This is a genomic window from Halomonas sp. BLK-85 (genome assembly GCF_044792155.1).
In the GTDB taxonomy this organism is placed as follows: domain Bacteria; phylum Pseudomonadota; class Gammaproteobacteria; order Pseudomonadales; family Halomonadaceae; genus Vreelandella.
The window spans coordinates 1,470,870-1,492,655 of record NZ_CP087731.1; the positions used below are offsets into that span (position 1 = coordinate 1,470,870).

A 21,786-nucleotide genomic window follows, 5' to 3' on the forward strand; every position below is an offset into this window, starting at 1 on the left:
TGCTGGTTCAGCTGTATTATGCAGCCGTCACGATAATCTATGTTATGCTGCCTATTTATAATTAGTTTCTCTTTATTTCAATGGGATAGGTGGTCAATGAAAGGCGGTATAACCTGAATTAACGCGCTGTCGGGATCATTGAGCTTATGTAGACGGGTATATAATCACTGTTATCTTCTTTGGAGCTTGTAACTCATGGCGTGGATATTTCAAGGGAACCCGAATCGTTTTGATATTGACGATTACCTTTCCCGCTACTCGCAACTGATCTACTGGCGTACGAACCGTTACATCAAAGAAATTTCGGTTGGTGACCCTGTAATTATTTGGCGCGCAGGTAGCGATGCTGGCGCTGTAGCGGTTGGTCGGGTAGTAGAAGAACCAACGCAAGCTCAGGAAGTGAAGCACCCGGAAGCGCTTGGTGATGATCTGTGGGTCGCGGGCGAATCGAGCCCCACTGAGTTCAAAACCGGTATTCAGCTCAGCGAGGTTCGTCTTTCAACTGACGAGGGCATGGTCGCGAGGTCTATCGCAAAGAATGACGGTACACTGGCCTCTTCAACTATCATCACGATTCCAAACGGTACAGTCTTTCACTTGTCAGACGACGAGATGGCTGCGCTGATACATCTTTGGGGGGCTCCCATAGATACCTTCCCAGCCGCCGGTGTTGTTGAGGGTAAACAACAGCTCCGCGCTCACTATGCTCGTGAGCGCTCATCGCTGCTACGCCGCGACAAGCTGTCTGCGTTTCGAAAAGAACATGGAAGCTTATTTTGCGAGATTTGTGGGTTTTCGGCGTCCGCTCATCATCCAAAGCCGTTCTCTGAACGCGCATACGAGGTTCATCACAGAAACCCGCTTGCGGCTGCGGCGGCACCGGTACGAACTGCACTGAATGATCTGGCGGTTTTGTGCGCCAACTGCCACAGGGCGGTTCATGCAAATTCAGATGTGACCGAAAATTATGAGAAATTTGCCAAGCTGCATGCAAACAGAAGATAACAAGGCCAAGCACGGCGACAGCTTTTTCGTTGCGGCTTCGCCTTCACTACAAAGCTGCGCGTGTTGGCGGCGTTATATCAGTGTCGCCTCAAAGACCGCTCTTGGCCGATAGCGGACATTCCCTGACCTGACGCATTCGGTTGCCCAACAGAAAAATGCTATTGTCAATGCATTGGCTTACAACGGCAAACCAGGGATCAGACATGGCGACGTCTCACTCCACCCATTTCTATGATGAGCATGCTCAGCGTCTGTTTGATCAATATCAATCGCTGGAGTTTGAGCGGGTTCATGGCGAGTGGTTGCATCATTTGCCGGAGCAACCCGGGTTAGCCTTGGATATTGGGGCTGGCAGCGGGCGTGATGTCAAGGCCTTGGCTCTACGGGGGTGGCAGGTGGTTGCTGTTGAACCGGCTGATAAGCTTCGCGCCTTGGGGCAAACCACGACAGCCGGTCTGGACGTCAGCTGGTTGGAAGATAGCTTGCCTGCCCTGAGCTCTGTGCGTCAGCTAGCGCAACGCTTTCAGCTGATTCTGGTTTCCGCTGTCTGGATGCATTTGCCGGGTGAGGATCAGCAACGCGCTTTGCGCGTGTTGAGTTCCTTGCTAGCACCAGGTGGGCATCTGGTGATGACCTTTCGTGAAGGCCCGAATAATGATTCACGCCAGTTTCATCCGGCCGAGATGGGCGTGCTGGATAGCTGGGCACAAAACCTTGCACTGTTACCGGTTCAAGCGAGCCACAATGATGATCAGCTGGGACGAGATGGCGTGACCTGGCATTTACGTGTGTTCCGGCTCCCTGATGATGGCACCGGTGCTCTGCCGTCCTTACGCCATATTATCGTGAACGATGACAAGGCCTCATCTTACAAGTTGGGGCTACTGCGTACGCTGACACGCCTGGCAGATAGCGCGCCGGGAATCGTAATGTCGCGTACGGATGAATGGGTCACAATACCACTGGGCGCGGTAGGGCTCTTCTGGATCAAACTATACCGACCCTTGTTAATCGAGCGTGATCTACGCCAATCACCTGGCCAAAAAGGCTATGGCTTTGCCAAGGATGATTTCTATCGCCTTCGGCAACTGTCTCCCCATGATCTGCGGATAGGATCGGCTTTCCTTGATCCTAAATGTGCCGCCAGTGTGATGCGCGCGCTGCGTGATGCTTGCCAGACCATTCTCAAAATGCCCGCGCATTTTATTACCTGGCCTGGCAGCCAGCGTCCGGTCTTTGAAGGGCAGTATAAGGGCATGCGTGTCCGGGAACAGGCTGTTCGCCTTGATAGTGCAACGCTGGCATCTTGCGGCACGTTTCAAATCCCGACACCGCTTTGGGATGCAATGAGTCGTTATGCCTGCTGGCTGGAGCCTGCCATCGTCCATGAATGGGTGCAGCTGATGCAGCGATATGACTCCGGCTACGATATTGGCACTCTGCATCACGCCTTACAGTGGCAGGAAAACCGTCGTGATACGCAGCAGGTTCGCCAGCTGGTGGCACAGCGTCTGAAACATCCAGCGCCGTTGCCTTGTGTCTGGACGCACAACGATCTTCACCGCAGTGCTTATGCCATTGATCATTGTTTCCCATGGTCACGCTGGAATAACAACGATCTCTGGAACCTGCTACCTGCGACGGAAAAAGCCAATCAGGCAAAATCAGACCGACTGCCTGCGGCTCAGGTAATGCACAAGGCAAGAGAAGACATTCTGCACTGGTGGCAATGCCTGGATGATAACCCGTTGATCCATCAACAATTCAGGGATGAAGCCGCCGTTGCATTGCCCTTGGCAACCCCTGATGCCTCTCTGGATAAACTTTTCGAAAGCGCTCTGTTGCAACGTCAGCGCCTAAAGGCCAATCAGCAGCTGGTCGAATGGTTGGGAGCGTTGAACCTAAGGTCAGCCACGAGACGATGAAAGCCTTGATCCCGCAGCCTCCAGCAAACATGCGCGTGCCTACTCACGAAAACGTATCAGCTGTTTTAATCTGGTGCCTGACCGGGAAGGGCCGGGCACCAGTCAAGTGGGGCAGTAAAGTGTCTCTGATGCCATAAGAGGCCACTTTATGCTTTTGGGTCTTCGCCTCGCCTGTTCGTTTTGCCTGGTGCCATTGAGCATCATGTGCGGTTACTTCCCACTCACTATCAAGCACGGTTTAATCACTGAGGATATTTTCCCAAACGCCGCTACTGGTCAGAATCATCCTCAGCAAAACCTTTGCGGCTTGCAAGCGCTAGCGCGATAGCCATGCCCGCCAACTGCGGTAGTCGGTGATGTCCTCGGCTTCTCCGGGTTCGTTGAGGGCGCCTGCGGCGCAGATAAAGCCGCACTTCCAGCGGCCATCGGCCAGTTCCACCTGGCCCAGGCCGAGCGGTGCCGGAATGCCGGCGAGAAAGCTACCCAGCGATTCAACAGGTAAACGCCACACTTCCACTTCGATTGCCTGGCCGGTGTCATCGCGCACCATGGCAGGGCGCCAGGGCGGCCCGCCTGCCAGGGCGTAGAGTCTGTAACGGGGCGCGCTCTGGGTGGTTGCCACCAGGGTGCCGCCGCGTTCGGTGAGCTGGTGATTCAGCGGCAGGCCGTCCAGGTGGGCACCGCACACGACCAGTTCGAGGGTGCCGTTCAGCCCTTGCGCTGGCAGTTCCTCCAGGGCCGGGTGAGGATGGTCGGTGGCGCCGAGGGGCAGCATCAGGCGGGCTTCCAGGGCGCGGCCCAGCGAGAGCAGCGTCAGGTCGTCGAACGCCTGACCAAACAGCGTTACCCCTGCCGGCAGGCCTTTTTCGGTAATATCAATGGGTACGGCAAGGGCGCTGTAGTCCAGCAGGTTCATGAAGTTGGTCCAGGTGCCCAGGCGCGAATTCACGCCGATCGGGTCTTGCGCCACGTCTGCCTTGGTGGGGTGGTAGAGGGTGGTGGGCGCCAGCATGACATCCGCCCGGGCCATAACGGCATCAGACTGACGTTTGTATTCGGCAAGTTGGTAGCGCGCCGCGAAGGCATCCACTGCCAGCGGGGCGGCACCGCCCTGGGTGATAGCGGATGTGATCGGATGAATGGCATCCGGGTGGGCTTTCATCAAGTCGCGGATTACATGGTAGCGTTCGGCGACCCAGGGGCCTTCGTAGAGCAGGCGCGCGGCGGCAAGCAAGGGGGAACAGTCGAGCTCCACCTTCTCGCCCCCGAGCGCTTCCAGCGTGCTGATCGCTTTATGCATGGCCTGGGTGTAGGCCGTATCGGTCTGCCACTGGGGTTCAGGGGGCACGCCAAAGCGGAAGCGGGCAGGCATGCTGCCATAGCGCTTGCCATGAACGGCAAAGCGGTACTTGCGAGACCAGGCGCATTGGTCATCATAGACAGCCGTTATATCCAGTAGCCTAACGGCATCATCGGCGGTCAGCGTGAACAGGCTGATGGTATCCAGGGTGGCGCAGGCGGGCACCACCCCGCGGGTGCTGAGCAGGCCCAGGGTGGGCTTGGTGCCATACAGGTTATTGAAGCAGGCGGGTACGCGTCCTGAGCCTGCGGTATCGGTACCCAGCGCAAAGCTCACCAGGCCCGCTGCGGTAACAACCGCTGATCCGCTGCTCGAACCGCCCGGGATCACCTCGGGGTCAAAGGGGTTGGCAGGCACACCGTAGTCACTCAAGGCGCGCTCACCTACCAGGCCGGTGGCAAACTGATCAAGGTTGGTCTTGCCCAGCGGTATGGCACCGGCATCAATCAGTTGCTGAACCACAAAGGCGCTTTCGCTTGGCGTATAGGCGTAGGCCGGGCTGCCAGCGGTGGTGGGAATGCCGGCCAGGTCGATGTTGTCCTTGATGGCGAAAGGAATACCGTAAAGCGGCAGCGTATCGGGTGACTCACCTTCCAGGCGTTGCAGGTAAGGTGCCAGCTGGTCAGCGGTCAGGCGAGTGATCCAGGCGCTTTGATCCGCCTGGGCGTCGCCCGCCGCCAGCAGGGTGTCAACCAGGGCGGGGGGCGTCAGCTCGCCTCGGCGATAGGCCGCCTGCAGGCTGGCAATATCGAGTGCAAATGTAGTCGTCATCAGGGTCTCACGCTCAAAGAGAGGTTATTGAAAGTAAACAGGGTACGACGGCTGTGTCTGCATGCATCGTCATGACGCTTCACTCGCCTCATCGGCAAGCACCACCAGAGGCTGGCCGGGGGCAACAGAGGCGCCTTCGCTCAGCGGCAGCCTGACCACCCGGCCGGCGCAGTGGGCGGTAATTTCCACCTCCATTTTCATCGATTCCACCAGCGCCACCGGCTGGCCGGCACTCACCTGTTCGCCCTCCTGGATGAGGAGCTTCCACAAACTGCCGGTCACGGGGCTTTCTATGCCCAGCTCGTGGTCATCCAGTTCGGTTATTTCAGTATTTTGCGGGGCCTGGTCATCAAAGGTGAACTGCCCATTGGCGCGCCAGGCGGCCATCTCTGCCTGGAAGGCAGTCTCGCGTCTGCGGCGGAAGGCCTCTATGTCCGTGGCGTTTCTGTCGATATCGGCCTGATAGTCCGCCAGGCGGAAGTGCGCCGTTTCCACCGGCAGCTCGAATCGCCCATGCGGGAAGTCGCGGCGAATTTGTTCGAGTTCGTCGTGGCTCACCTCATAGAAACGCAGCTGATCGAAAAAGCGCAGCAGCCAGGGATTTTCAAAGTGTTGCGTGGTGCGGTAGCGGTTCCACATCTGCAGTGTGCGGCCAACAAACTGGTACCCCCCCGGGCCTTCCATCCCGTAGACGCATAAATAGGCGCCGCCAATGCCAACAGAGTTTTCGGCGGTCCAGGTGCGGGCGGGGTTGTATTTGGTGGTGACCAGGCGCTGGCGCGGGTCCAGAGGGGTGGCGACGGGGGCGCCCAGGTAAACGTCGCCCAGGCCCATGACCAGGTAGCGGGCATTGAAAATCACGTCGCGAACGTCCTGTTCGCTTTCAAGCGCATTGATGCGGCGGATGAAGTCCAGATTGCTGGGGCACCAGGGGGCGTCCGGGCGGACGCTGCGCTGGTATTTGTCAATGGCTGCCTGGCAGGCGGGGTCGTCCCAGGAGAGCGGCAGATGCACCACCCGGGAGGCCACTTCCAGCGACGCGACGTCGACCAGGGCACGCTCTGCGTCCAGCAGGTGCGCAAGTAACGCATCCAGGCTCAGCTCAAGCGGTTCGTAATGTACTTGCAGCGAACGGATGCCGGGCGTCAATTCCCGCAGGCCGGGCAGGGGGTGCTCCTGGAGCCAGAGCATCCAGGCATGGGCCCGGAAGCGCAGGGCAATATCCAGCTCCATGGCGCCAAACTCGATGAGCAGAAAGTCATCCCCGGCGCGGCGATAGACGATGCGTTCTCCGGCGGTGTCGGCAGGCACATCGCGCAGGATGGGGTTGCCGCCTTCCTCGACGCAGGGCAGGTCCGGCAGTGCGGCAAGGCTTTCAAGCTGAGCCAGCTGGCGTTCCTCGAGCGCGCGCGCCGAGGCAAGGCTGACGGGCACAAAGCGAACCTTGTCGCCTGCGCCCAGCTGGCCGAGTTTCCAGCGTTCGGCTCGCACCACGGTGGCCGGGCACACAAACCCGCCCAGGGAGGGGCCGTCCGGGCCAAGGATGACCGGCATATCGCCGGTGAAGTCGATGGTGCCAAAGGCGTAGGCGTTGTCGTGGATATTGGAGGGGTGAAGACCCGCCTCGCCGCCGTCGGCCCTGGCCCATTCCGGGCGTGGGCCAATCAGCCGGACGCCGGTGCGGCTGGAGTTGTAGTGCACTTCCCACTCATGATCAAAGAAGCGCTCAATATCCTTGTCGGTGAAAAAATCCGGTGCCCCGTGCGGGCCGTAGAGCACGGCGATTTGCCATGTCTTGCCGCTTTCCTGGGTGGCGAAGGCCGGAATCAGCGCCTCTTCCAGCGCTGCCGCCGGGGCGGGGGCAAGCGGTGGCAGGTCAAGCATGTCGCCGCTGCGCAAGGCGCGCCCGCCGTGGCCGCCAAACTGGCCAAGGGTGAAGGTGCTGCGCGACCCCAGGTATCGAGGGCATTCAACCCCGCCCCGCACCAGCAGGTAGGCGCGGGTGCCTGCCGTGGCCTTGTCGAGTGTCAGGGTTGCACCGGCGGCGATATCCAGCACCTGCCAGAAGCCGACCGCCTGACCGTCCAGGCTGGCAGGTATCGGGGCGCCTGTGAGCACGATCTGGCTGGCGCGATGAAAGCGCAGCGTTGGGCCGGTGAGGGTGATTTCAAGCCCGGCCGCGTCAGCCGGGTTATCCAGCAAGCGGTTGCCCAGGCGAAACGACCAGTCATCGAAGGGGCCAGAGGGGGGAACCCCCACATCCCAGTGGCCCTGGCGGCCGGGAAAGTCCTGCAGGGTGGTCAGGGTGCCAGGCGCGATCACCTCGATGGCTGGCGGTGCCCAGTCAAGAGTTGTCAGCCAGTGGGTATCCAGGTCGGCGTGCCTGAAGCGCTCGGCGCGCAGCACATGGGCAAGCCAGGTGCGGTTGGTGGTAATGCCGTAAACGCTGGTGTGATCCAGGGTGGCAGCCAGCTGATCAATCGCCGCTTCACGGTCTGGGCCATGCACGATCACCTTGGCGAGCATGGGATCAAAGAGGGCGGATATGTCCAGCCCGGCTTCCAGGGCATGATCGATGCGCAGGCCCTCCGCTTGAGGAAAGGCGACCTCGGTCAGCAGGCCGGCACTGGGTCGAAAATCATGTGCGGGGTCTTCGGCATAAAGGCGCGCCTGTACTGCGTGACCCTGGGGGACAAGGTGGTCAGCCAGCGCGTTCAGCGGGGAAAGCTGAGCGGCCCCCAGGCGTAGCATCCATTCCACGATATCAATGCCATACACCTGCTCCGTCACGCCATGCTCAACCTGCAGGCGGGTGTTGACCTCCAGGAAATAGAAGGCCTGGCGCTGGGTGTCGTAGATAAACTCAACGGTACCGGCACTGCGGTAATTGACGGCCTTGCCCAGGGAAACGGCCGTCGCCAGTAGCTCGCTGCGTATCCGGTCCGGGAGGTTCGGCGCGGGGCACTCTTCAATCACCTTCTGGTGGCGGCGCTGGGTGGAGCAGTCGCGTTCGCCCAGTGCGACAACGCTGCCTTCACCATCCCCGAATAACTGTACTTCCAGGTGGCGGGCGCTGGCGATATAGGCTTCAAGGAAGACGCCGCCATCACCAAAGTTGCGCTCACCCAGGCCTTTGACCGAATCAAAGGCCCGTTCAAGTTCAGCCGCGCTCTGGCATATCTGCATGCCGATACCGCCGCCGCCAGCGGTGGATTTAAGCATGACGGGGTAGCCGATCTGCTCGGCGCTGGCCAGGGCCTCGTCAATATCCGAGAGCAGTTCGGAGCCTGGCACCAGGGGAACGCCTGCCTGTCTGGCAATCGCGCGCGCCTGGTGCTTGAGGCCAAACTGTTCGATCTGTGCTGCCGTGGGGCCCAGAAAGATGAGCCCGGCGGTATCGCAGGCAGTGATAAAGCGGGTGTTCTCGGACAGAAAACCGTAGCCGGGATGCACTGCCTGGGCACCGCTTTGCCCGGCAACGGCGATCAGCTTGTCGATATTGAGATAGGTATCGCTCGCGGTTCCCGGGCCAAGTGAATAGGCTTCATCGGCCTGGTGGACATAGGGTGCGTCGCGATCGGCATCCGCGTAAACCACTACGCTGCCGATATTCAGTGCCTTTAATGTGCGCAGAATGCGTGCGGCAATAGCACCGCGATTGGCAATAAGTACTTTGCTGAACATGTGAGATTGCCTGCAAACGAGGGCGGGTCGTCCCGCAGGTTGTTTGGCCTTGTGGGGTCGTCCCCGGGCGTGTTGCTTACTGCCAGATCAACAGCTCAATGGGCGTGGGATCATAGCCGTTGCACGGGTTGTTGAGCTGTGGGCAGTTGGAGACCAGCACAATTACATCCATTTCGGCTTTCATTTCAACGTACTTGCCGGGCGCCGAGATGCCATCCTCGAAGGTCAGGTCGCCCTCCGCCGTGACGGGCACATTCATGAAAAAATTGATGTTGTGCGTGATATCGCGCTTGGTCAGGCCGTATTCCGGATAGTCGGCAATGGCCTGCATCCAGTTGTCACGGCAGGAGTGCATGTGACGTTTTTCCAGATCGTAGCGAACGGTATTGCTTTCACTGGAGCAGGCACCCCCCAGAGTATCGTGGCGACCGCAGGTGTCAGCGGTAATGGTCAGCATGCCGCGCCCTTCACTGGATATCAGACGGGAACCCGCGGTGAGGTAGACAGCGCCCTGTTCACGCACGGTGTCCATGGCACTGTAGCGCTCGCTGGTATCGTCAGCGCTGAAAAACAGGGTGTCAGCAGCCTGATTGCCTTCCAGGTCGAGGATGCGCAGGGTCTGGCCACGCTTGACGATACCAATATAGTGATCGCCCGCATTGACCGTGGTGCGGCTCAAGGCGTTCTCGGGGTGACGTGTGCTTTCAATAATCATTTGACATTTCCCCTTACAGGCCCAGATGGTAGAGACGGTTATTGGCAAAGCCACGCGCGTTTTCGGGGCGCGACAGATAGCAGGGATCATCGTCAGTCGGCGGTTCGGCGGTGCCCAGGGCGATGTCCACGCCGCGGCGCGGGTAGTCAACGCTGGGGTCCAGCGGGTGGGGGCAGGTGTGCAGCAGTACCAGGGTGTCCATCTCCATACGCAGGGTGATCTGGCTGCCGGGCTGGCAATGGCCGTTGACATAGCGCAGCATGCCGGCATCGTCGCTTTCCACCCGGGAAAACAGATTCAGGTTGGCTGCCATGTCCCGGCGGCCCAGGCCGTATTTGGCAAGCTCTACCAGAAAGGCATCGAAGCCGGTGCGGGTCCAGTCGTTATGTGCCTGCTGGTAGCTCACCGGTTGCCAGCCCTTGCTGACCAGGTGTTGAGGCAGGAGGTTGCCGCCCACGCTGTCATGCCAGCCGAGATTGTCGTCGGTGATGGAGGCAAAAATGCGCCCCATATCCGAGTAGAGGCAGTGCCCCTGGGTGAGCTTGAAGGTGTGCTGGCACTTCAGGGTGTCGGGCAGGTTCAGCCGTTCCAGCAGGTTTTCCGGGTTGTAGCACAACACGCCTACGTTAGTATCCGCCTGTTGCGCGGTCAGGGTGAGGGTGGTGCCGCGGCGCAGGCGCAGTGACCAGTGATGCCCGCCGGGTAGATGGGTCGTATAGTGAGCGTCGTTTTTCACAGCAGCGTCTCCTCCGTATGGGTTTGCAGGCCGCCTTTCTGCAGCACTTCCTTGAGCGCGGTGGAAGCGCGGTCTCGCGAGATAGGCAGGTCGTAGGTGATGGTGGCCCCATACGCCTCCGGGGCCTGGGGGTCGTGGCGCGTCTTGTCAAAGACCCACAGCCGGGTGCCTAGCTCAAAGGCTTCCTTGAGGTCGTGGGTAATCATGAAAATGGTCAGTTCCTGCTCTTTCCACAGGCGGTTGATAAGCCCGTACATGTCCTGGCGGATGCCCGGGTCGAGGGCGCCGAAGGGCTCATCCAGCAACAGGATACGTGGCCGCATCATCAGCGCCTGCGCGATGGCCAGACGCTGCTGCATGCCACCGGAAAGCTCGTGAGGGTATTTGTTCAGCGCATGGCTCAGGCCCACTTCGTCGATGCGGGCCCGGGCGGTGTCAATTGCCCGGCGTCTGGCAGTACCAAAGCTCTTGCCCAAAAACCGGGCGCTGTGCAGTTCATCGGCAATCATGACGTTACCCAGCACCGTCAGATGAGGAAAAACTGAGTATTTCTGAAAGACAACGCCGCGGTCTGGCCCTGGCTCATTGGGAATCGGTTTGTCATCCAGCGTGAGGCTCCCCCTGGATGTGGCTTCCGTGCCCAGCAGCATTTTGAGAAAGGTGGTTTTACCGCACCCGGAAGCGCCTACCAGGGTGACAAACTCACCGGGCTCTACGCTAAAGTTAAGATTTTCAAGCACGACATGATGGCCGTAGTGTTTCTCAAGCCGTTTGGCAGCGAGCAGGCTCATGCGTTATCTCCTTCGCCTGCGTGGTACCAGGGAAAGGCCAGGCGTGATGTCCAGGCCAACAGTTGATCCAGCAGAAACGCCAGCAGGGTTATCCATGCCACGTAGGGCAGAATGATATCCATGGACAGGTAGCGGCGGACAAGGAAAATTCGGTAGCCCAGTCCTTCCTGGGCGGCTATCGCTTCAGCAGCGATCAAAAATAGCCAGGCGGTGCCCAGTGCCAAACGCGTGGCATTCAGCAGGCGTGGTGTCAGCTGCGGCAGCAGTACCCTTAACAGCACCTGCCAGGAGCTGGCGCCCAGGGTTTGCGCCTTGATTAATTGTTCATCGGGTAGGCGTATGGCATGGCCCTGAAGATCGCGGATAAGAAATGGCGTCACGCCAATCGCGATCAGCGCGATTTTTGACGCCTCACCGGTTCCAAAGGCGATAAACAGAATAGGCAGTATTGCCATGGGCGGAATCAGCGAGACAACGGTGATCAGCGGCGAGAGCTTGGCCCGCACCATGGGCAGGCCCCCACTCAGGATGCCGACGATCAGGCCAATCAGCGCGCTGATGCTCACACCAATCACAATGCGTTCCAGGCTGGCAAAGGTATCTGTCCATAGCAGGACCTCGCCGGTTCGCGCGTTTTCGACCGTGGCCAGGTGATAAAACGAACCGGCCATTTTTGACGGTGTGGGCAGCAGGCGGTCGTCGGGGTTTTCCGCCAGCCGGGCGCTGGAAAGGCTCATATAGAGCACGGCCAGCAGCAGGAAAGGCAGTAAGCCCAGTAGCCAGCGGCTTCCCCGTGAGGGCGTTAGGTTAATGAATCGCTTCATGGCTGTGTCCACACAGATTGAGGGCAGCGGGAGTGGCGTTTGCCACTCCCATGACACGTCTTATTCAGCGTCGATGTAGGTCTGGGTAAAACTTGGGTCAAAGCGCAGTCTTACATTGCCTTCATCGCCAAAGGTGCCGGAGGGCGTTTCAATGCCGACGACGCCCGCATTAGGGGCCATATCGCCCAGCAGGCCGTGGGTGAAACTGAATTCGGCGACTCTTTCCATGGTCGTCAGCACGTCGGAGCTTTCGATCAAGTCAAGCGCCTCATTGGGGTCGGTGTACAGGTAGGTGGCGGCCAGTTGTTCCTGATACCCTTCGAGATCGGTGCCTGCCGCCTCGGCCATCTGGGTGAGTGCCTGCTCGTCGTCGTTGGCCATCAGGTCCATGACCTCATACCAGGCGCCGACCAGGGCGTGGCCCAGTTCCGGGTAGTCTTGAAGTGTCTGGGTGTTGACGACCATGAGGTCAAGGATCTCGCCCGGGATCTCGGCGGAGGTGTAGACCACGTTGGCATTCGGCATTTCAGCAATGGCGCTGAGCTGCGGGTTCCAGGTGGTAACGGCTTCGGTGGATTCGCTTGAGAAAAGCCCGACAATATCGGCATCCGAGCTGTTGACCGTCTCGACATCACGTTCGCTCAGGCCGATGCTTTCCAGGCCTCGGGCCAGCAGGTAATGCGAGACGCTGAACTGCACCAGGTTGACGTTCCTGCCTTCGATATCCGCCAGATCATCGCTTCCCTTCAGCACAATGCCATCGTTGCCGTTGGAATAATCGCCGACAATCAGGGCGGTGGAATCAACGCCGCTGGCAGCCGGAAGGGTAAGGGCATCCATGTTGGTCATGGTGCAGCCGTCCATGTTGCCAGAGGTGTACTGATTGATGGATTCGACGTAGTCGTTGATCTGAACCACGTCGATACTGATATCGTATTTGTCTGCCCACTTATCCATGATGCCTTCGGCATCAATGTAGGCCCAGGGCATCCAGCCAGCATAGATAGACCAGCAGACGCTGAATTCATCGCGTTCCTGAGCCTGGACCGGCGAGACAGCAACGGCTGACGCCAGCATTAGCGTTGAAAGGGGGGCGAGAAGTAAGCTTGTCGAGGAGATAGGACGTTTGGGCAACATGGAAGCCTCCGGCGGCTATGGATAAAATCAGGGGCATCGGCGCATTGCTGAGCCTTATCCTCCCGGGCTTTTATCCCGCCGTGTAACCTTGCCGGCTGACAGTGAATCAATCATGCAAGGTCGATTGCTCTTGGACCAGTCACGCCATCAGGGCCATTCATTAATGGTGTCGGAACCCTAGCAATCTATTGAAAGCTACATTGTGTGGCAGCAATGCTACCGGTGCCCATGCTCACCTGAAAATAATGCACTATTCATGCCATTGCATAAAAGTTGATTAATATCAGTTTGTTGAGTGTGATGTTCAGGCATGCTGAGATAATGGCTGAGCCAGGATGCGCACTTTCAGTGCGAACACCTGGGTGAAATGCACCTCCATGTGGCGAACAGGGCGCTTGTCTTGGTGGTTACATGACCGAAGCAATAAAAAGGTAGCAGGGGGTATCACCCCTGCTACCTGCATGGCACGTTCTGGCGCCGCAACGCGGTTAGCGATAAAACGTCAGCAGACTCTAGACAATATCGCTAAACAGCCGCTGGTTCATCAGCTCGAGAAAAAGGCTATAACGTGCTTCCCGTGACTCATCACTGGTTCCAGAGTTGATGAGGTTGGTGATCTGGTCACAGACCTCACGCGAATCACCACCATCGGCCACGTCGTTCATTCCGTGACGCAACCAAAAATCAATGGCCGAGCGCACTGCATAGCGGGGCTCTGCGACAAGATCCGGCTCACTTTCGAAATCAATGACTTCTCCCCATAGGTCTGTGTGTCTTGCGGTAAATGCCGCATAGTTACTCCGGCCTGTCAGCTGAATGAGGCCTCGACCCCGAAAGCGCCAGCCGTCACCGGTTTCCGGGCCGCCGTTGCCCAGGGAGGCTCTTGCGTAGGCGTGGTTGGCAATGGCTTCTCTATCGGCAGGTTGATCTGTTTCATCGTTGCGCCCGTGTTGCTCGGCAAGCGCTGGATTATCTCTATAGAATTTGAAATCGCCTGTTTTGAGCGCCTCCACCGAATAGTTGAGGCTTTCAACCAGGCTCAAACGGTACCCGGTTTCATGACGCACCTGAGCCATGAAATGTGCCAGGCGCAGCTCGGTATTGAGATCTCCCAGCATCAGGTTTGCTGAAAGTTCCGAAGCAATCGCGTCCATATCGTCAGCTGAGGCCGTGCTGTTGGGCCAGACTGCGACTAGATGAGAACGCTTGATAGGCCCATTTTGTGGATCAGCCTCCTTGCCAGGCGGTTGGTTTTTCTTCGTTAGCGCCTGGCTGTTTCCCGTAGCACCAAGCAGGTTCTCGGTCGCGATGCGCCCCTGTTCAGCGCTAAGCTGACCGCTTTTGACGGCTTCCTCAATTACGCGGGCGTGATCATGGTTGGTCGCCGGATCCGACTGCCTGACCGATTGACCCACCTGGGCGCGTTGCTGCGGCGTTACACCGAGTGGCTGCAACGCTGCGCTGCTGCCAGCGCTTCCTGCACCTCCGGAGAGGGGAGTGCCATTGCTGCTGCCACTGCCACCGGACGCGCCTCCAGACTCGCCACCGCTCAGGCTACCCCCTGTGGGCGGAATTCCCATAGAGGCCTGGGCGGCTGCCAGGGCAGTATCGGCGGCCACCTTGGCAAGCTCCGTAATGGTGTCGAGTATCTGTTTCTGTTTTTCGCCGTCCACTTTCATGGCGGTATCCGCCAGAGTACGGATGGTGTTCATGGTTTCTTCACCGTAGCTCAGATTATGAAACGGCGAGGACGTCGTCAGCCCCTGAAGGGCGCTATCAATGGCAGTATTCGGGGTCTGCGGCGGCGATTGGTAACCCAGCACGGCGGATGGCAGTGAAGTGGGCTGCGGGGCCTGCATGGGGCTGCGACCACCGGTAGCAACGGGGGCGATGTCCGTTGCGCCAAACGGCACGGCCTTGCTCTGATCGATCTCCCGGGTGACGTCGCGTTTTTCGGTGGCGTTGTGGCAGGAAAGGTAGGTTTCCGCGAACACACCGCTGGTGGGCACCGATACGACCCGTGCCTGCCGGCTGATGCGACTCAGATCAATAGGTGGCAGCACCCGCAGGTTGGGCGCCAGGCGGAACGCAACGTAGTTGCCATCAACGCCTATAGGCACGTTGACAATCAGGTTGAGCAAGGACTTTCCGTTGTAGCTGAGACGGTCGAAACGCAGTGCCCGCTCCTGGGGGTCTTCGCTCATCCAGATGGCTGACATGGCCGTCATGGGATTCTGCTGCAACCAGCGCACAGCACTCTGCAGCAGCTGGTAGTCGGCTTCTCGGGGCGTTGTCTGCAACAGATTATTTCTCAGATCACCCTGGCTGGGCACCTCGAGACCTAGTGTAGCGCTGCGTTGTTCAGTGCTCACCGTGACGTTTCCAGTGCCCGGCAGGGTGTAGACGCTGATATGCGGTTTGAGGTGACGACCGCGCTGCAAATGAGCGGTTACCTCAAGATTGGAGAAGCTGAACTCCAGTGCTCGATTCATTCTCTCACGCAAAATGTCTTCCCAGACATCCTGAGCCCCCTGCGGAATGAAGCCGGGCAGGTCCGGCATATTGATCTCTGCCTGAACCTTGGGATCCAGGCGGAAGTGGAGGCCCCGGATACGATGCAGGGCTACTGGGGTTGAAACGAACTGGGTGCGCGAGCTGTCCAGCGGACGAAGAGGCACGCGGCCGTACTCTGTATTCAGGAACAGATCGATTCCTTCCTCGATGCTCTCATCTGCCATGATGGTCCAGCGGCTGGCGGTGACCTCTGGCTCCTGGTAGCTGGCGGCATTGTGGAACAGCCGCTCCAGTGCATCCATGGCGGACGTCAGGTGTCTGGGCAGCGCCTGACGCAGTGCAGATTGATGGCGCAGCAGGAAGTGGACCAGTGCCCAGTTGTAGGACGTGTAATAATGGCGGATGTCTGGCAGTGGCGGCAGCGGTGCAAAAATGTCGTGGTCAATGGCGTAAGGGACCATCAGCACGTCTTCTTCGGACATCGCCTCGGTCACCACCCGATAGTGTGCCAATACCTGATAGTACTGAATCGTCAGGGCATGATGCTGGTTCTGGTTACGCACTGTTCGCGTGCGTACTTCTTCACGCTCGGTGACCTCGGAAGCCGTGACCACCGTTGAGCGCAGGTCGCGAATAGAAGATGCCCGCTGGGACACCACATCGGACGCCTGCCTTACGGCCTGCGAGGAAATGTTGCGTACTGCATTGTTCCAGGCATCAATATTGCCATCACTCTCGCTGCCGGTATCCGGGCGCACCAGATGAGCAGCGGCAATCCCCAGGCCTGCACCCACGGGACCGCCTATCAGCCCACCGATAACGGCGCCGCCCAGATATTCTTTCCAGCCAGGCTGGTTGTTCGCTTCTGCGCTGGCCTCGGCACGGCTGCCGCCTGAGATGTTCTCTTCAATCGAGCCGGTCACAATGTCTGATACGGTTGTATCGCGCTGCATGTCGGCTTCCAGCGCTTCAGACGCTTTGACACTATCCTGACGCATGGCCCTCTCGGAGCGGCGCCAGTCGATAATGGCCAGCTTGATCTCTTCTCGCGGTGCCAGCGCAAGGCTATAAAGCAGCTTGCCCAGGCCCTGGGCCGCTGGCTGCCAAGCCTGCCGGTAATTGACGATTTTACCGGTGATGATGCGGCCCCCCACCACGCTGAGATTGGCGCCAAGATTATTGTTGGGCCGGACAGGAACCGGCGAGGTCACCGGATCGCGCTCCCAGATATAGGCATCCTCCTCATTCTGGGCGATCAGGTCAGACTCTTCTCCCCGCATCAACTGACTGAAATGGAATTCCCGAACGGCAATTTCCGAACGCGCCTTCAGGCATGCAGATCCGTCATGTTCATGCGCATCGAAAGAGAATGACTCAGGATCGTTCATCAGGTCATCGGCATCGGGATCTTCAGTAAAGATGAAATCCTTGGGCTTTTCTGCAATCTTACGGGCAATGCTGGTGGGGATGTCGAAAATGATGGGGTTTTCGAAAACGACATCAAGAAACTCGTCCTTGTCGAAACGTATTCCCTGTGTTGCGCCATGGCGGGTATTGAGTTCGATACTTTCATAGCCACTGAGATCTGTCCGGGAAGTGTCCAGGCTCAGGTAACCGTTATTGTTGGTGACCCCCCGGCTGATCACTGTGCGTTTTCCGTCCTTGGTGAAACCCACGACTTCCAGAGGTAGATGACTGCCCGACCCTCCATTTTCCTTCAGCGTTGCTTTGACCCGGATCTTGGCCAGGTGGGGGCGCTCCTTTACCTGGAACCCCCCGGCCGATTCACTGACATCAATTGGCCGATTGCCAAGGGTAGCCGCCGTCATGGTGACGTTTTTCTGTGAAGAAAGTACCGATCTTAACTGTGTTTCGGGGCTCTCAATCAGGGTGCGCAAATGCGCCGGAGCCCGCGGAAGGGGGGTTGTGGAAATACCCACCTGATCAGCAAGCTCAGGCACTTCTGCAATCGAATCGCGGATTTCCTTCAGGATGGACTGGTGATTCTCCAGGTTGAATTCGCCGACTTGGGCGACATTCCTGGCATGCTTTTCAAGTTCATCAATGCGCTGTGTTAACGGTTTCAGCTTTTTCTGCAAATCAGGGTTTTCATGGCTGGACCGTTCAAGTTCCAGGATCTCCTTGCGGATGTCGCCAACCTCAACCACCAAATCCCCCGCATTTTTTTCTTTATCCTTGACGTCGAGCAGGCTTCTTTCCAACCGTTGCAATTGGCCCCCCAGATTACTCGTCAAGTCTGTCAAACGTTTGGGCGTGACGTGTTTATTATCTGACTTCGGCATCTCATGGTCCCCCTAATTGTTAACATCAAGCGCAATCATGTAACAATTTATAAAATTAGCATTTGTTTAATAAAAAGCAAGTTGATGCACCGACGTTTGTGCCCAATAACATCGAGGATACAAAAAGGGCAGGCCACCAATGACCACGCCTACCCGGCCCCTTGACCCGACAGGCAAAAAAAAACGGCTGCCTCGGCAGCCGTTTTTTTATGGTTTTTTGCATGCAGACTTGGGGTCCGAACCCAGTGCCTCAGGTTCTCTGAAAGGCCGCCAGCCGGCCCTTCATGCGCCATCAGTGTGAGCGCTTGCCATCCGGCACCAGGCCCTTGAGCACTTCGCCAACCTCATCACTTTCCAGGGTTTCGTGCTCTTCAAGGGCATGGGCGAGGGCGTCCAGGGCCTTACGGTGTTTTTTAAGCAGTTGTTCGCCTTTGTCTTGCAGGCTGTTGAGCAGCTCGCGGATCTCTTCGTCGACCAGGCTGGCGGTGGAATCACCAAATTCACGACCCTGAGCGATCTGTTGACCGAGGAAGACATGCTCCTGGTTTTCAGCAAAGGAGACCGGACCAATCCGCCGGTTCATTCCCCAGCGCCCGACCATGCGCCTGGCCAACTGAGTGGCCTGTTCAATGTCGTTCTCAGCACCGCTTGAGACTTCATCGAACACAATCGATTCCGCCAGTCGCCCCCCGAACATAACCGTGATGCGGTCGCGCAGGTAGCTTTCGCCCATGTTGAAGCGATCTTCGCTAGGCATCTGGGCGGTTACCCCAAGTGCCTGGCTGCGCGGCAGAACAGTGACCTTTTCAAGCGGATCAGCCTTGGGCAGCAGCCAGGTGAGCAGGGCGTGGCCAGCCTCGTGATAGGCCACGATATGACGCTCATCGGCGGAGAGGGCAATATCCTTGGCCTCACCCAGCAGCTCGTGGTCACGTGCTTCTGACAGGCAGGCCCAGTCGATGCTCTTCTGCTTGCGTCGTCCGGCCACCAGGGCGGCCTGATTGACCAGGTTGGCCAGATCGGCACCCGAGAAGCCCACCGTCATGCTGGCCAGACGTTCCAGATCGACGTCATCTGCCAGCGGCATTTTGGCGGTATGCACCTCAAGGATCCGGCGGCGCGCCTCGCGGTGCGGGTTCTCCAGGGTGACCTTACGGTCAAAGCGGCCCGGGCGCATCAACGCCTTGTCAAGCACGTCGGGACGGTTGGTAGCGGCCAGCACCACCACGGTCTCGTCTTTGGCGAAGCCATCCATCTCGGCCAGGATCTGGTTGAGGGTCTGCTCGCGTTCGTCGTTGCCGCCACCCATCCCGGTGCCTCGGGCGCGGCCGATTGAGTCCAGTTCGTCGATAAAGACTACCGAGGGTGACTGCTCTTTGGCCTGCTTGAACAGATCACGCACCCGTGAGGCGCCTACCCCGATAAACATCTCGATAAATTCAGAGCCGCTGATCGAGAAGAAGGGCACATCAGCCTCGCCGGCCACCGCCTTCGCCAGCAGGGTCTTGCCAGTGCCGGGTGGGCCCATCATCAGCACCCCGCGGGGTACGCGCGCGCCAAGGGCCCGATAGCGGTCCGGCTCCTTGAGGAAATCGACCACTTCGGTCACTTCGCGCTTGGCGTTTTCAGAGCCGGCTACATCGTCCAGACGCACCTCGCTGTCTTCACTGCGGATCTGGCGTGCCTGGGACTTACCCATGTTGAACATGCCACCACCGCCATTGGCCATGATGCGTTTTTGCATGCGCCCCCAGAACCAGAACATCAGCCCCAGGATCAGAATCCATGGCAACGCCTGGGCAATGACTTGTTGCCACCAGGGGGCCTCGGTCGGGCGTGCCGACACCTGAACCCCATTATCTTCCAGTCGCTCAAGCAAGCGGGTATTCTCGATAGTGGGCCGTGTGGTCTCGAAGCCTTCCGACTCGTCAACGCTCAAGGCCTCACGTCCGGCATCCGTGAGCTCACCTGCCACGGATTGGCCACGCAGAGTGACAGACTCGACGTGCTCACTCTCTACGGCTTCCAGGAAGTCGGAATAGGCCAGGTCCACTCGTTGTGGCTGCTCAACGCCTTGCAGGTAGTAGAACGCCAGAAAAATGCCAATGGTCAGCCAGAAAAACAGCCCCCATTGGTTAGACGGGCCTTCCTGAGACGATGGACGCACCGAAAAGGGGTCTTGCGGAGGGGTGCTTTCGTTATGATTTTCTTGGTTCTTGTTCTCTCGGCTGCGTTTCTTGGGATGTTGAAACATTGGAGACTCGCACGGTTGAACACAATACTGTTCAACCTGCTATCGATGAAGGCGTTTTACAACCCCATCGGAGAAATACCAACCAGCATCGGCTGAACTGATACCCTTCAGCACTGTCGAGAAGATTATGAAACAAAGGCGATTTTTCGCCCATACGCTATTTACCCCGTTCTTGAAGGATGGGTTCAACGCGGAGCATTTTATGAATTACGAACATGCAGTTGTAAAATTCGAAGACGGCAAAAGTACCCTGCTCTGCAACGGCTGCGGCGCGACCATCGCTGAAGGTACCCAGCACGAAGACAGAGAGCACTACTGCATCATGTGCATGAGCGGCAATTGCAAAGCAAAATTCAAGGACGGAAGTTGAAAATTCTAGGGCAAGGCTTGGGGCGCGGATGCTCCCTGTTGGTAGGCGAATCGTTGTAAGGCACCAGTTGATTGATTACCCGCTGAGTAGATCGTTTTGGCTGTTTCGTGTCGGTCGACGTTTCATCGCTAACCATTGCTGCGCAAAGGGCGTCAGGCAAGGCGCGAAATTTCGGCAATTGGTGCCCTTGCCGATTGTCTAATGTGTCAAGAATGACTCGAGGCGTTCCTATAACATAAATACCTATCATCATTGGATATGTTGGCTTCATTGTTGCAAAAAATATTTATGAGACAGTAGATCTAGTAAGCGGTGAACAATCATCCCAGATCACAAGCGGCTCCAGTCAAGGCTAAAATTCCTCAATATTTCAATGCCTTGTATGCTCCACTCGTTAGCTAAACTTTAGTTGTAAGAAAAGTATTACTACCATTTGAGATTTATGCCATATCATCTAGAGAAATAATTGTTTACAAATACTTTAAATTTCCCTCTAAAGATAAGGTTCAACATGAAGGCTAAATACTTGATTGGAGCACTTGCTTTTTCTCTGATGTCAACCCCTGTTTCTGCAATTGATGCTGGAGATAAGTATGTAGGAGGGCAGTTATCACGAACTGATTTGGACCGAGATATATCCGGGGCTTCCGATATTAATCCTAGTGCTTTTATTGGGCGTTTAGGGTTTTTTGGATTTGACAATTTCGCTATCGAAGGTCGCTTAGGTACAGGTATTTCTGATGACACGGTTCAAGGAGTCGACTTTGAAATTGACTCTATTGTGGGGGTTTACGGAGTAGGTCATTTACCACTAGGAAACATTGCTTCTGCTTATGCAGTTGTCGGTTATTCACGTGCAGAATTGACTGCATCTACTTCTGGCTTATCTGTAGATGATAATGATAGTGATTTTTCTTACGGCGCAGGGTTTCAGGTAAAGATCACCCCCACACTTTCTGGCCATGTGGAGTATATGTCCTATCTTGATAAATCAAACTATGATTTTACAGCTGTTGGATTAGGGCTTAACTATCATTTCTGATTGTCCTGATTAAGTTATTATTTAAAATATTAAAGCGCTTGAAAAGCGCTTTTTTTGATTATAATGATCAAGCTCTTTTTTGATGAAGGGCTTGTTTTTTGGCTTGAAGATAGAGCCATAAGATGGAATATGGAGAGGTGCCAACTGGAACAAAGTGTTGGGTATCTTCTCACCGACACCAGAAAAGCTTGGCTTTTTGAGTTGGCCAGCGAGCATCTATGAGCTCTTCCTGCCACTATCGCTTGAGCTTCGACTGTAGTTGAGTTGGTGCTTATGTAAAGCAGTCAACTTGATCGAAAGCAAAAAGCCGCCCCTCCTGTGTGTCAACCTGCATCCAGTCACCAGCGCAGTGAGT

At 57.3% G+C, this 21,786-nt stretch carries 14 protein-coding genes and 1 riboswitch; of the genes, 4 read left to right on the forward strand and 10 right to left on the reverse strand.

Annotated elements, in window-relative coordinates:
* The first annotated feature begins 195 nt into the window (after positions 1–195).
* Positions 196–1,005, forward strand: a complete 810-nt coding sequence (locus LL947_RS06575) for an EVE domain-containing protein (RefSeq protein ID WP_499834295.1) — start codon at positions 196–198, stop codon at positions 1,003–1,005.
* A gap of 203 nt (positions 1,006–1,208) precedes the next feature.
* The gene (locus tag LL947_RS06580; RefSeq protein ID WP_499834296.1) at positions 1,209–2,930 is read left to right on the forward strand and encodes a class I SAM-dependent methyltransferase; all 1,722 of its coding nucleotides are present in this window, start codon (positions 1,209–1,211) and stop codon (positions 2,928–2,930) included.
* Positions 2,931–3,246: 316 nt separating this feature from the next.
* Here the strand turns inward: LL947_RS06580 and atzF are convergent, their stop codons facing one another.
* From atzF to ftsH, 9 genes are all read right to left on the reverse strand, one after another.
* Entirely contained in the window at positions 3,247–5,061 is a 1,815-nt protein-coding gene (gene atzF / locus LL947_RS06585) for an allophanate hydrolase (protein ID WP_499834297.1), read from the reverse strand.
* A 69-nt stretch (positions 5,062–5,130) separates the two neighbouring features.
* Positions 5,131–8,745, reverse strand: a complete 3,615-nt coding sequence (uca, locus tag LL947_RS06590) for an urea carboxylase (protein WP_499834298.1) — start codon at positions 8,743–8,745, stop codon at positions 5,131–5,133.
* Positions 8,746–8,821: 76 nt separating this feature from the next.
* Positions 8,822–9,460, reverse strand: a complete 639-nt coding sequence (locus LL947_RS06595; protein ID WP_499834299.1) for an urea amidolyase associated protein UAAP2 — start codon at positions 9,458–9,460, stop codon at positions 8,822–8,824.
* Positions 9,461–9,473: 13 nt separating this feature from the next.
* Positions 9,474–10,196 (reverse strand): urea amidolyase associated protein UAAP1, encoded by a 723-nt coding sequence (locus LL947_RS06600; protein WP_499834300.1) that lies wholly within the window; start codon positions 10,194–10,196, stop codon positions 9,474–9,476.
* Entirely contained in the window at positions 10,193–10,987 is a 795-nt protein-coding gene (locus LL947_RS06605) for an ABC transporter ATP-binding protein (RefSeq protein ID WP_499834301.1), read from the reverse strand. Before LL947_RS06605 ends, LL947_RS06600 begins: the two co-directional genes overlap by 4 nt.
* Complete coding sequence (locus LL947_RS06610; RefSeq protein ID WP_290823636.1) at positions 10,984–11,811, reverse strand: ABC transporter permease; 828 nt, start codon at positions 11,809–11,811, stop codon at positions 10,984–10,986. Before LL947_RS06610 ends, LL947_RS06605 begins: the two co-directional genes overlap by 4 nt.
* 60 nt (positions 11,812–11,871) lie before the next feature.
* Positions 11,872–12,948, reverse strand: coding sequence for a putative urea ABC transporter substrate-binding protein (locus LL947_RS06615; protein WP_499834302.1), 1,077 nt, complete (start codon positions 12,946–12,948; stop codon positions 11,872–11,874).
* 57 nt (positions 12,949–13,005) lie between these two features.
* A riboswitch (guanidine-I (ykkC/yxkD leader) is annotated at positions 13,006–13,140 on the reverse strand.
* Between the two features lie 320 nt (positions 13,141–13,460).
* Positions 13,461–17,765: a glycoside hydrolase family 19 protein gene (locus tag LL947_RS06620; protein ID WP_499834303.1), complete on the reverse strand. Its 4,305-nt coding sequence runs from the start codon at positions 17,763–17,765 to the stop codon at positions 13,461–13,463.
* Positions 17,766–18,057: 292 nt separating this feature from the next.
* Positions 18,058–20,019 (reverse strand): ATP-dependent zinc metalloprotease FtsH, encoded by a 1,962-nt coding sequence (gene ftsH / locus LL947_RS06625; protein ID WP_499834304.1) that lies wholly within the window; start codon positions 20,017–20,019, stop codon positions 18,058–18,060.
* A gap of 202 nt (positions 20,020–20,221) precedes the next feature.
* On the opposite strand from ftsH, the gene LL947_RS06630 reads away from it, so the two are divergent.
* Both LL947_RS06630 and LL947_RS06635 read left to right on the forward strand, forming a co-directional pair.
* Entirely contained in the window at positions 20,222–20,389 is a 168-nt protein-coding gene (locus tag LL947_RS06630; protein WP_290823642.1) for a hypothetical protein, read from the forward strand.
* A gap of 511 nt (positions 20,390–20,900) precedes the next feature.
* On the forward strand, positions 20,901–21,431 hold the full coding sequence (locus LL947_RS06635; protein ID WP_499834305.1) for a porin family protein: 531 nt from the start codon (positions 20,901–20,903) through the stop codon (positions 21,429–21,431).
* A 21-nt stretch (positions 21,432–21,452) separates the two neighbouring features.
* Here LL947_RS06635 and LL947_RS06640 read toward each other — a convergent pair whose 3' ends face one another.
* Positions 21,453–21,647 carry a hypothetical protein gene (locus LL947_RS06640; protein WP_499834306.1) on the reverse strand — a complete coding sequence of 65 codons (195 nt, stop codon included), beginning with the start codon at positions 21,645–21,647 and terminating at the stop codon, positions 21,453–21,455.
* Positions 21,648–21,786: the final 139 nt, after the last annotated feature.

Coding starts and splice junctions, on each gene's coding strand:
- ftsH (WP_499834304.1), bottom strand. CDS start 20,019: ATGTTTCAACATCCCAAGAAACGCAGCCGAGAGAACAAGAACCAAGAA.
- LL947_RS06615 (WP_499834302.1), bottom strand. CDS start 12,948: ATGTTGCCCAAACGTCCTATCTCCTCGACAAGCTTACTTCTCGCCCCC.
- LL947_RS06635 (WP_499834305.1), top strand. CDS start 20,901: ATGAAGGCTAAATACTTGATTGGAGCACTTGCTTTTTCTCTGATGTCA.
- LL947_RS06595 (WP_499834299.1), bottom strand. CDS start 9,460: ATGATTATTGAAAGCACACGTCACCCCGAGAACGCCTTGAGCCGCACC.
- LL947_RS06610 (WP_290823636.1), bottom strand. CDS start 11,811: ATGAAGCGATTCATTAACCTAACGCCCTCACGGGGAAGCCGCTGGCTA.
- atzF (WP_499834297.1), bottom strand. CDS start 5,061: ATGACGACTACATTTGCACTCGATATTGCCAGCCTGCAGGCGGCCTAT.
- LL947_RS06605 (WP_499834301.1), bottom strand. CDS start 10,987: ATGAGCCTGCTCGCTGCCAAACGGCTTGAGAAACACTACGGCCATCAT.
- LL947_RS06620 (WP_499834303.1), bottom strand. CDS start 17,765: ATGCCGAAGTCAGATAATAAACACGTCACGCCCAAACGTTTGACAGAC.
- uca (WP_499834298.1), bottom strand. CDS start 8,745: ATGTTCAGCAAAGTACTTATTGCCAATCGCGGTGCTATTGCCGCACGC.
- LL947_RS06575 (WP_499834295.1), top strand. CDS start 196: ATGGCGTGGATATTTCAAGGGAACCCGAATCGTTTTGATATTGACGAT.
- LL947_RS06580 (WP_499834296.1), top strand. CDS start 1,209: ATGGCGACGTCTCACTCCACCCATTTCTATGATGAGCATGCTCAGCGT.
- LL947_RS06640 (WP_499834306.1), bottom strand. CDS start 21,647: ATGCTCGCTGGCCAACTCAAAAAGCCAAGCTTTTCTGGTGTCGGTGAG.
- LL947_RS06630 (WP_290823642.1), top strand. CDS start 20,222: ATGAATTACGAACATGCAGTTGTAAAATTCGAAGACGGCAAAAGTACC.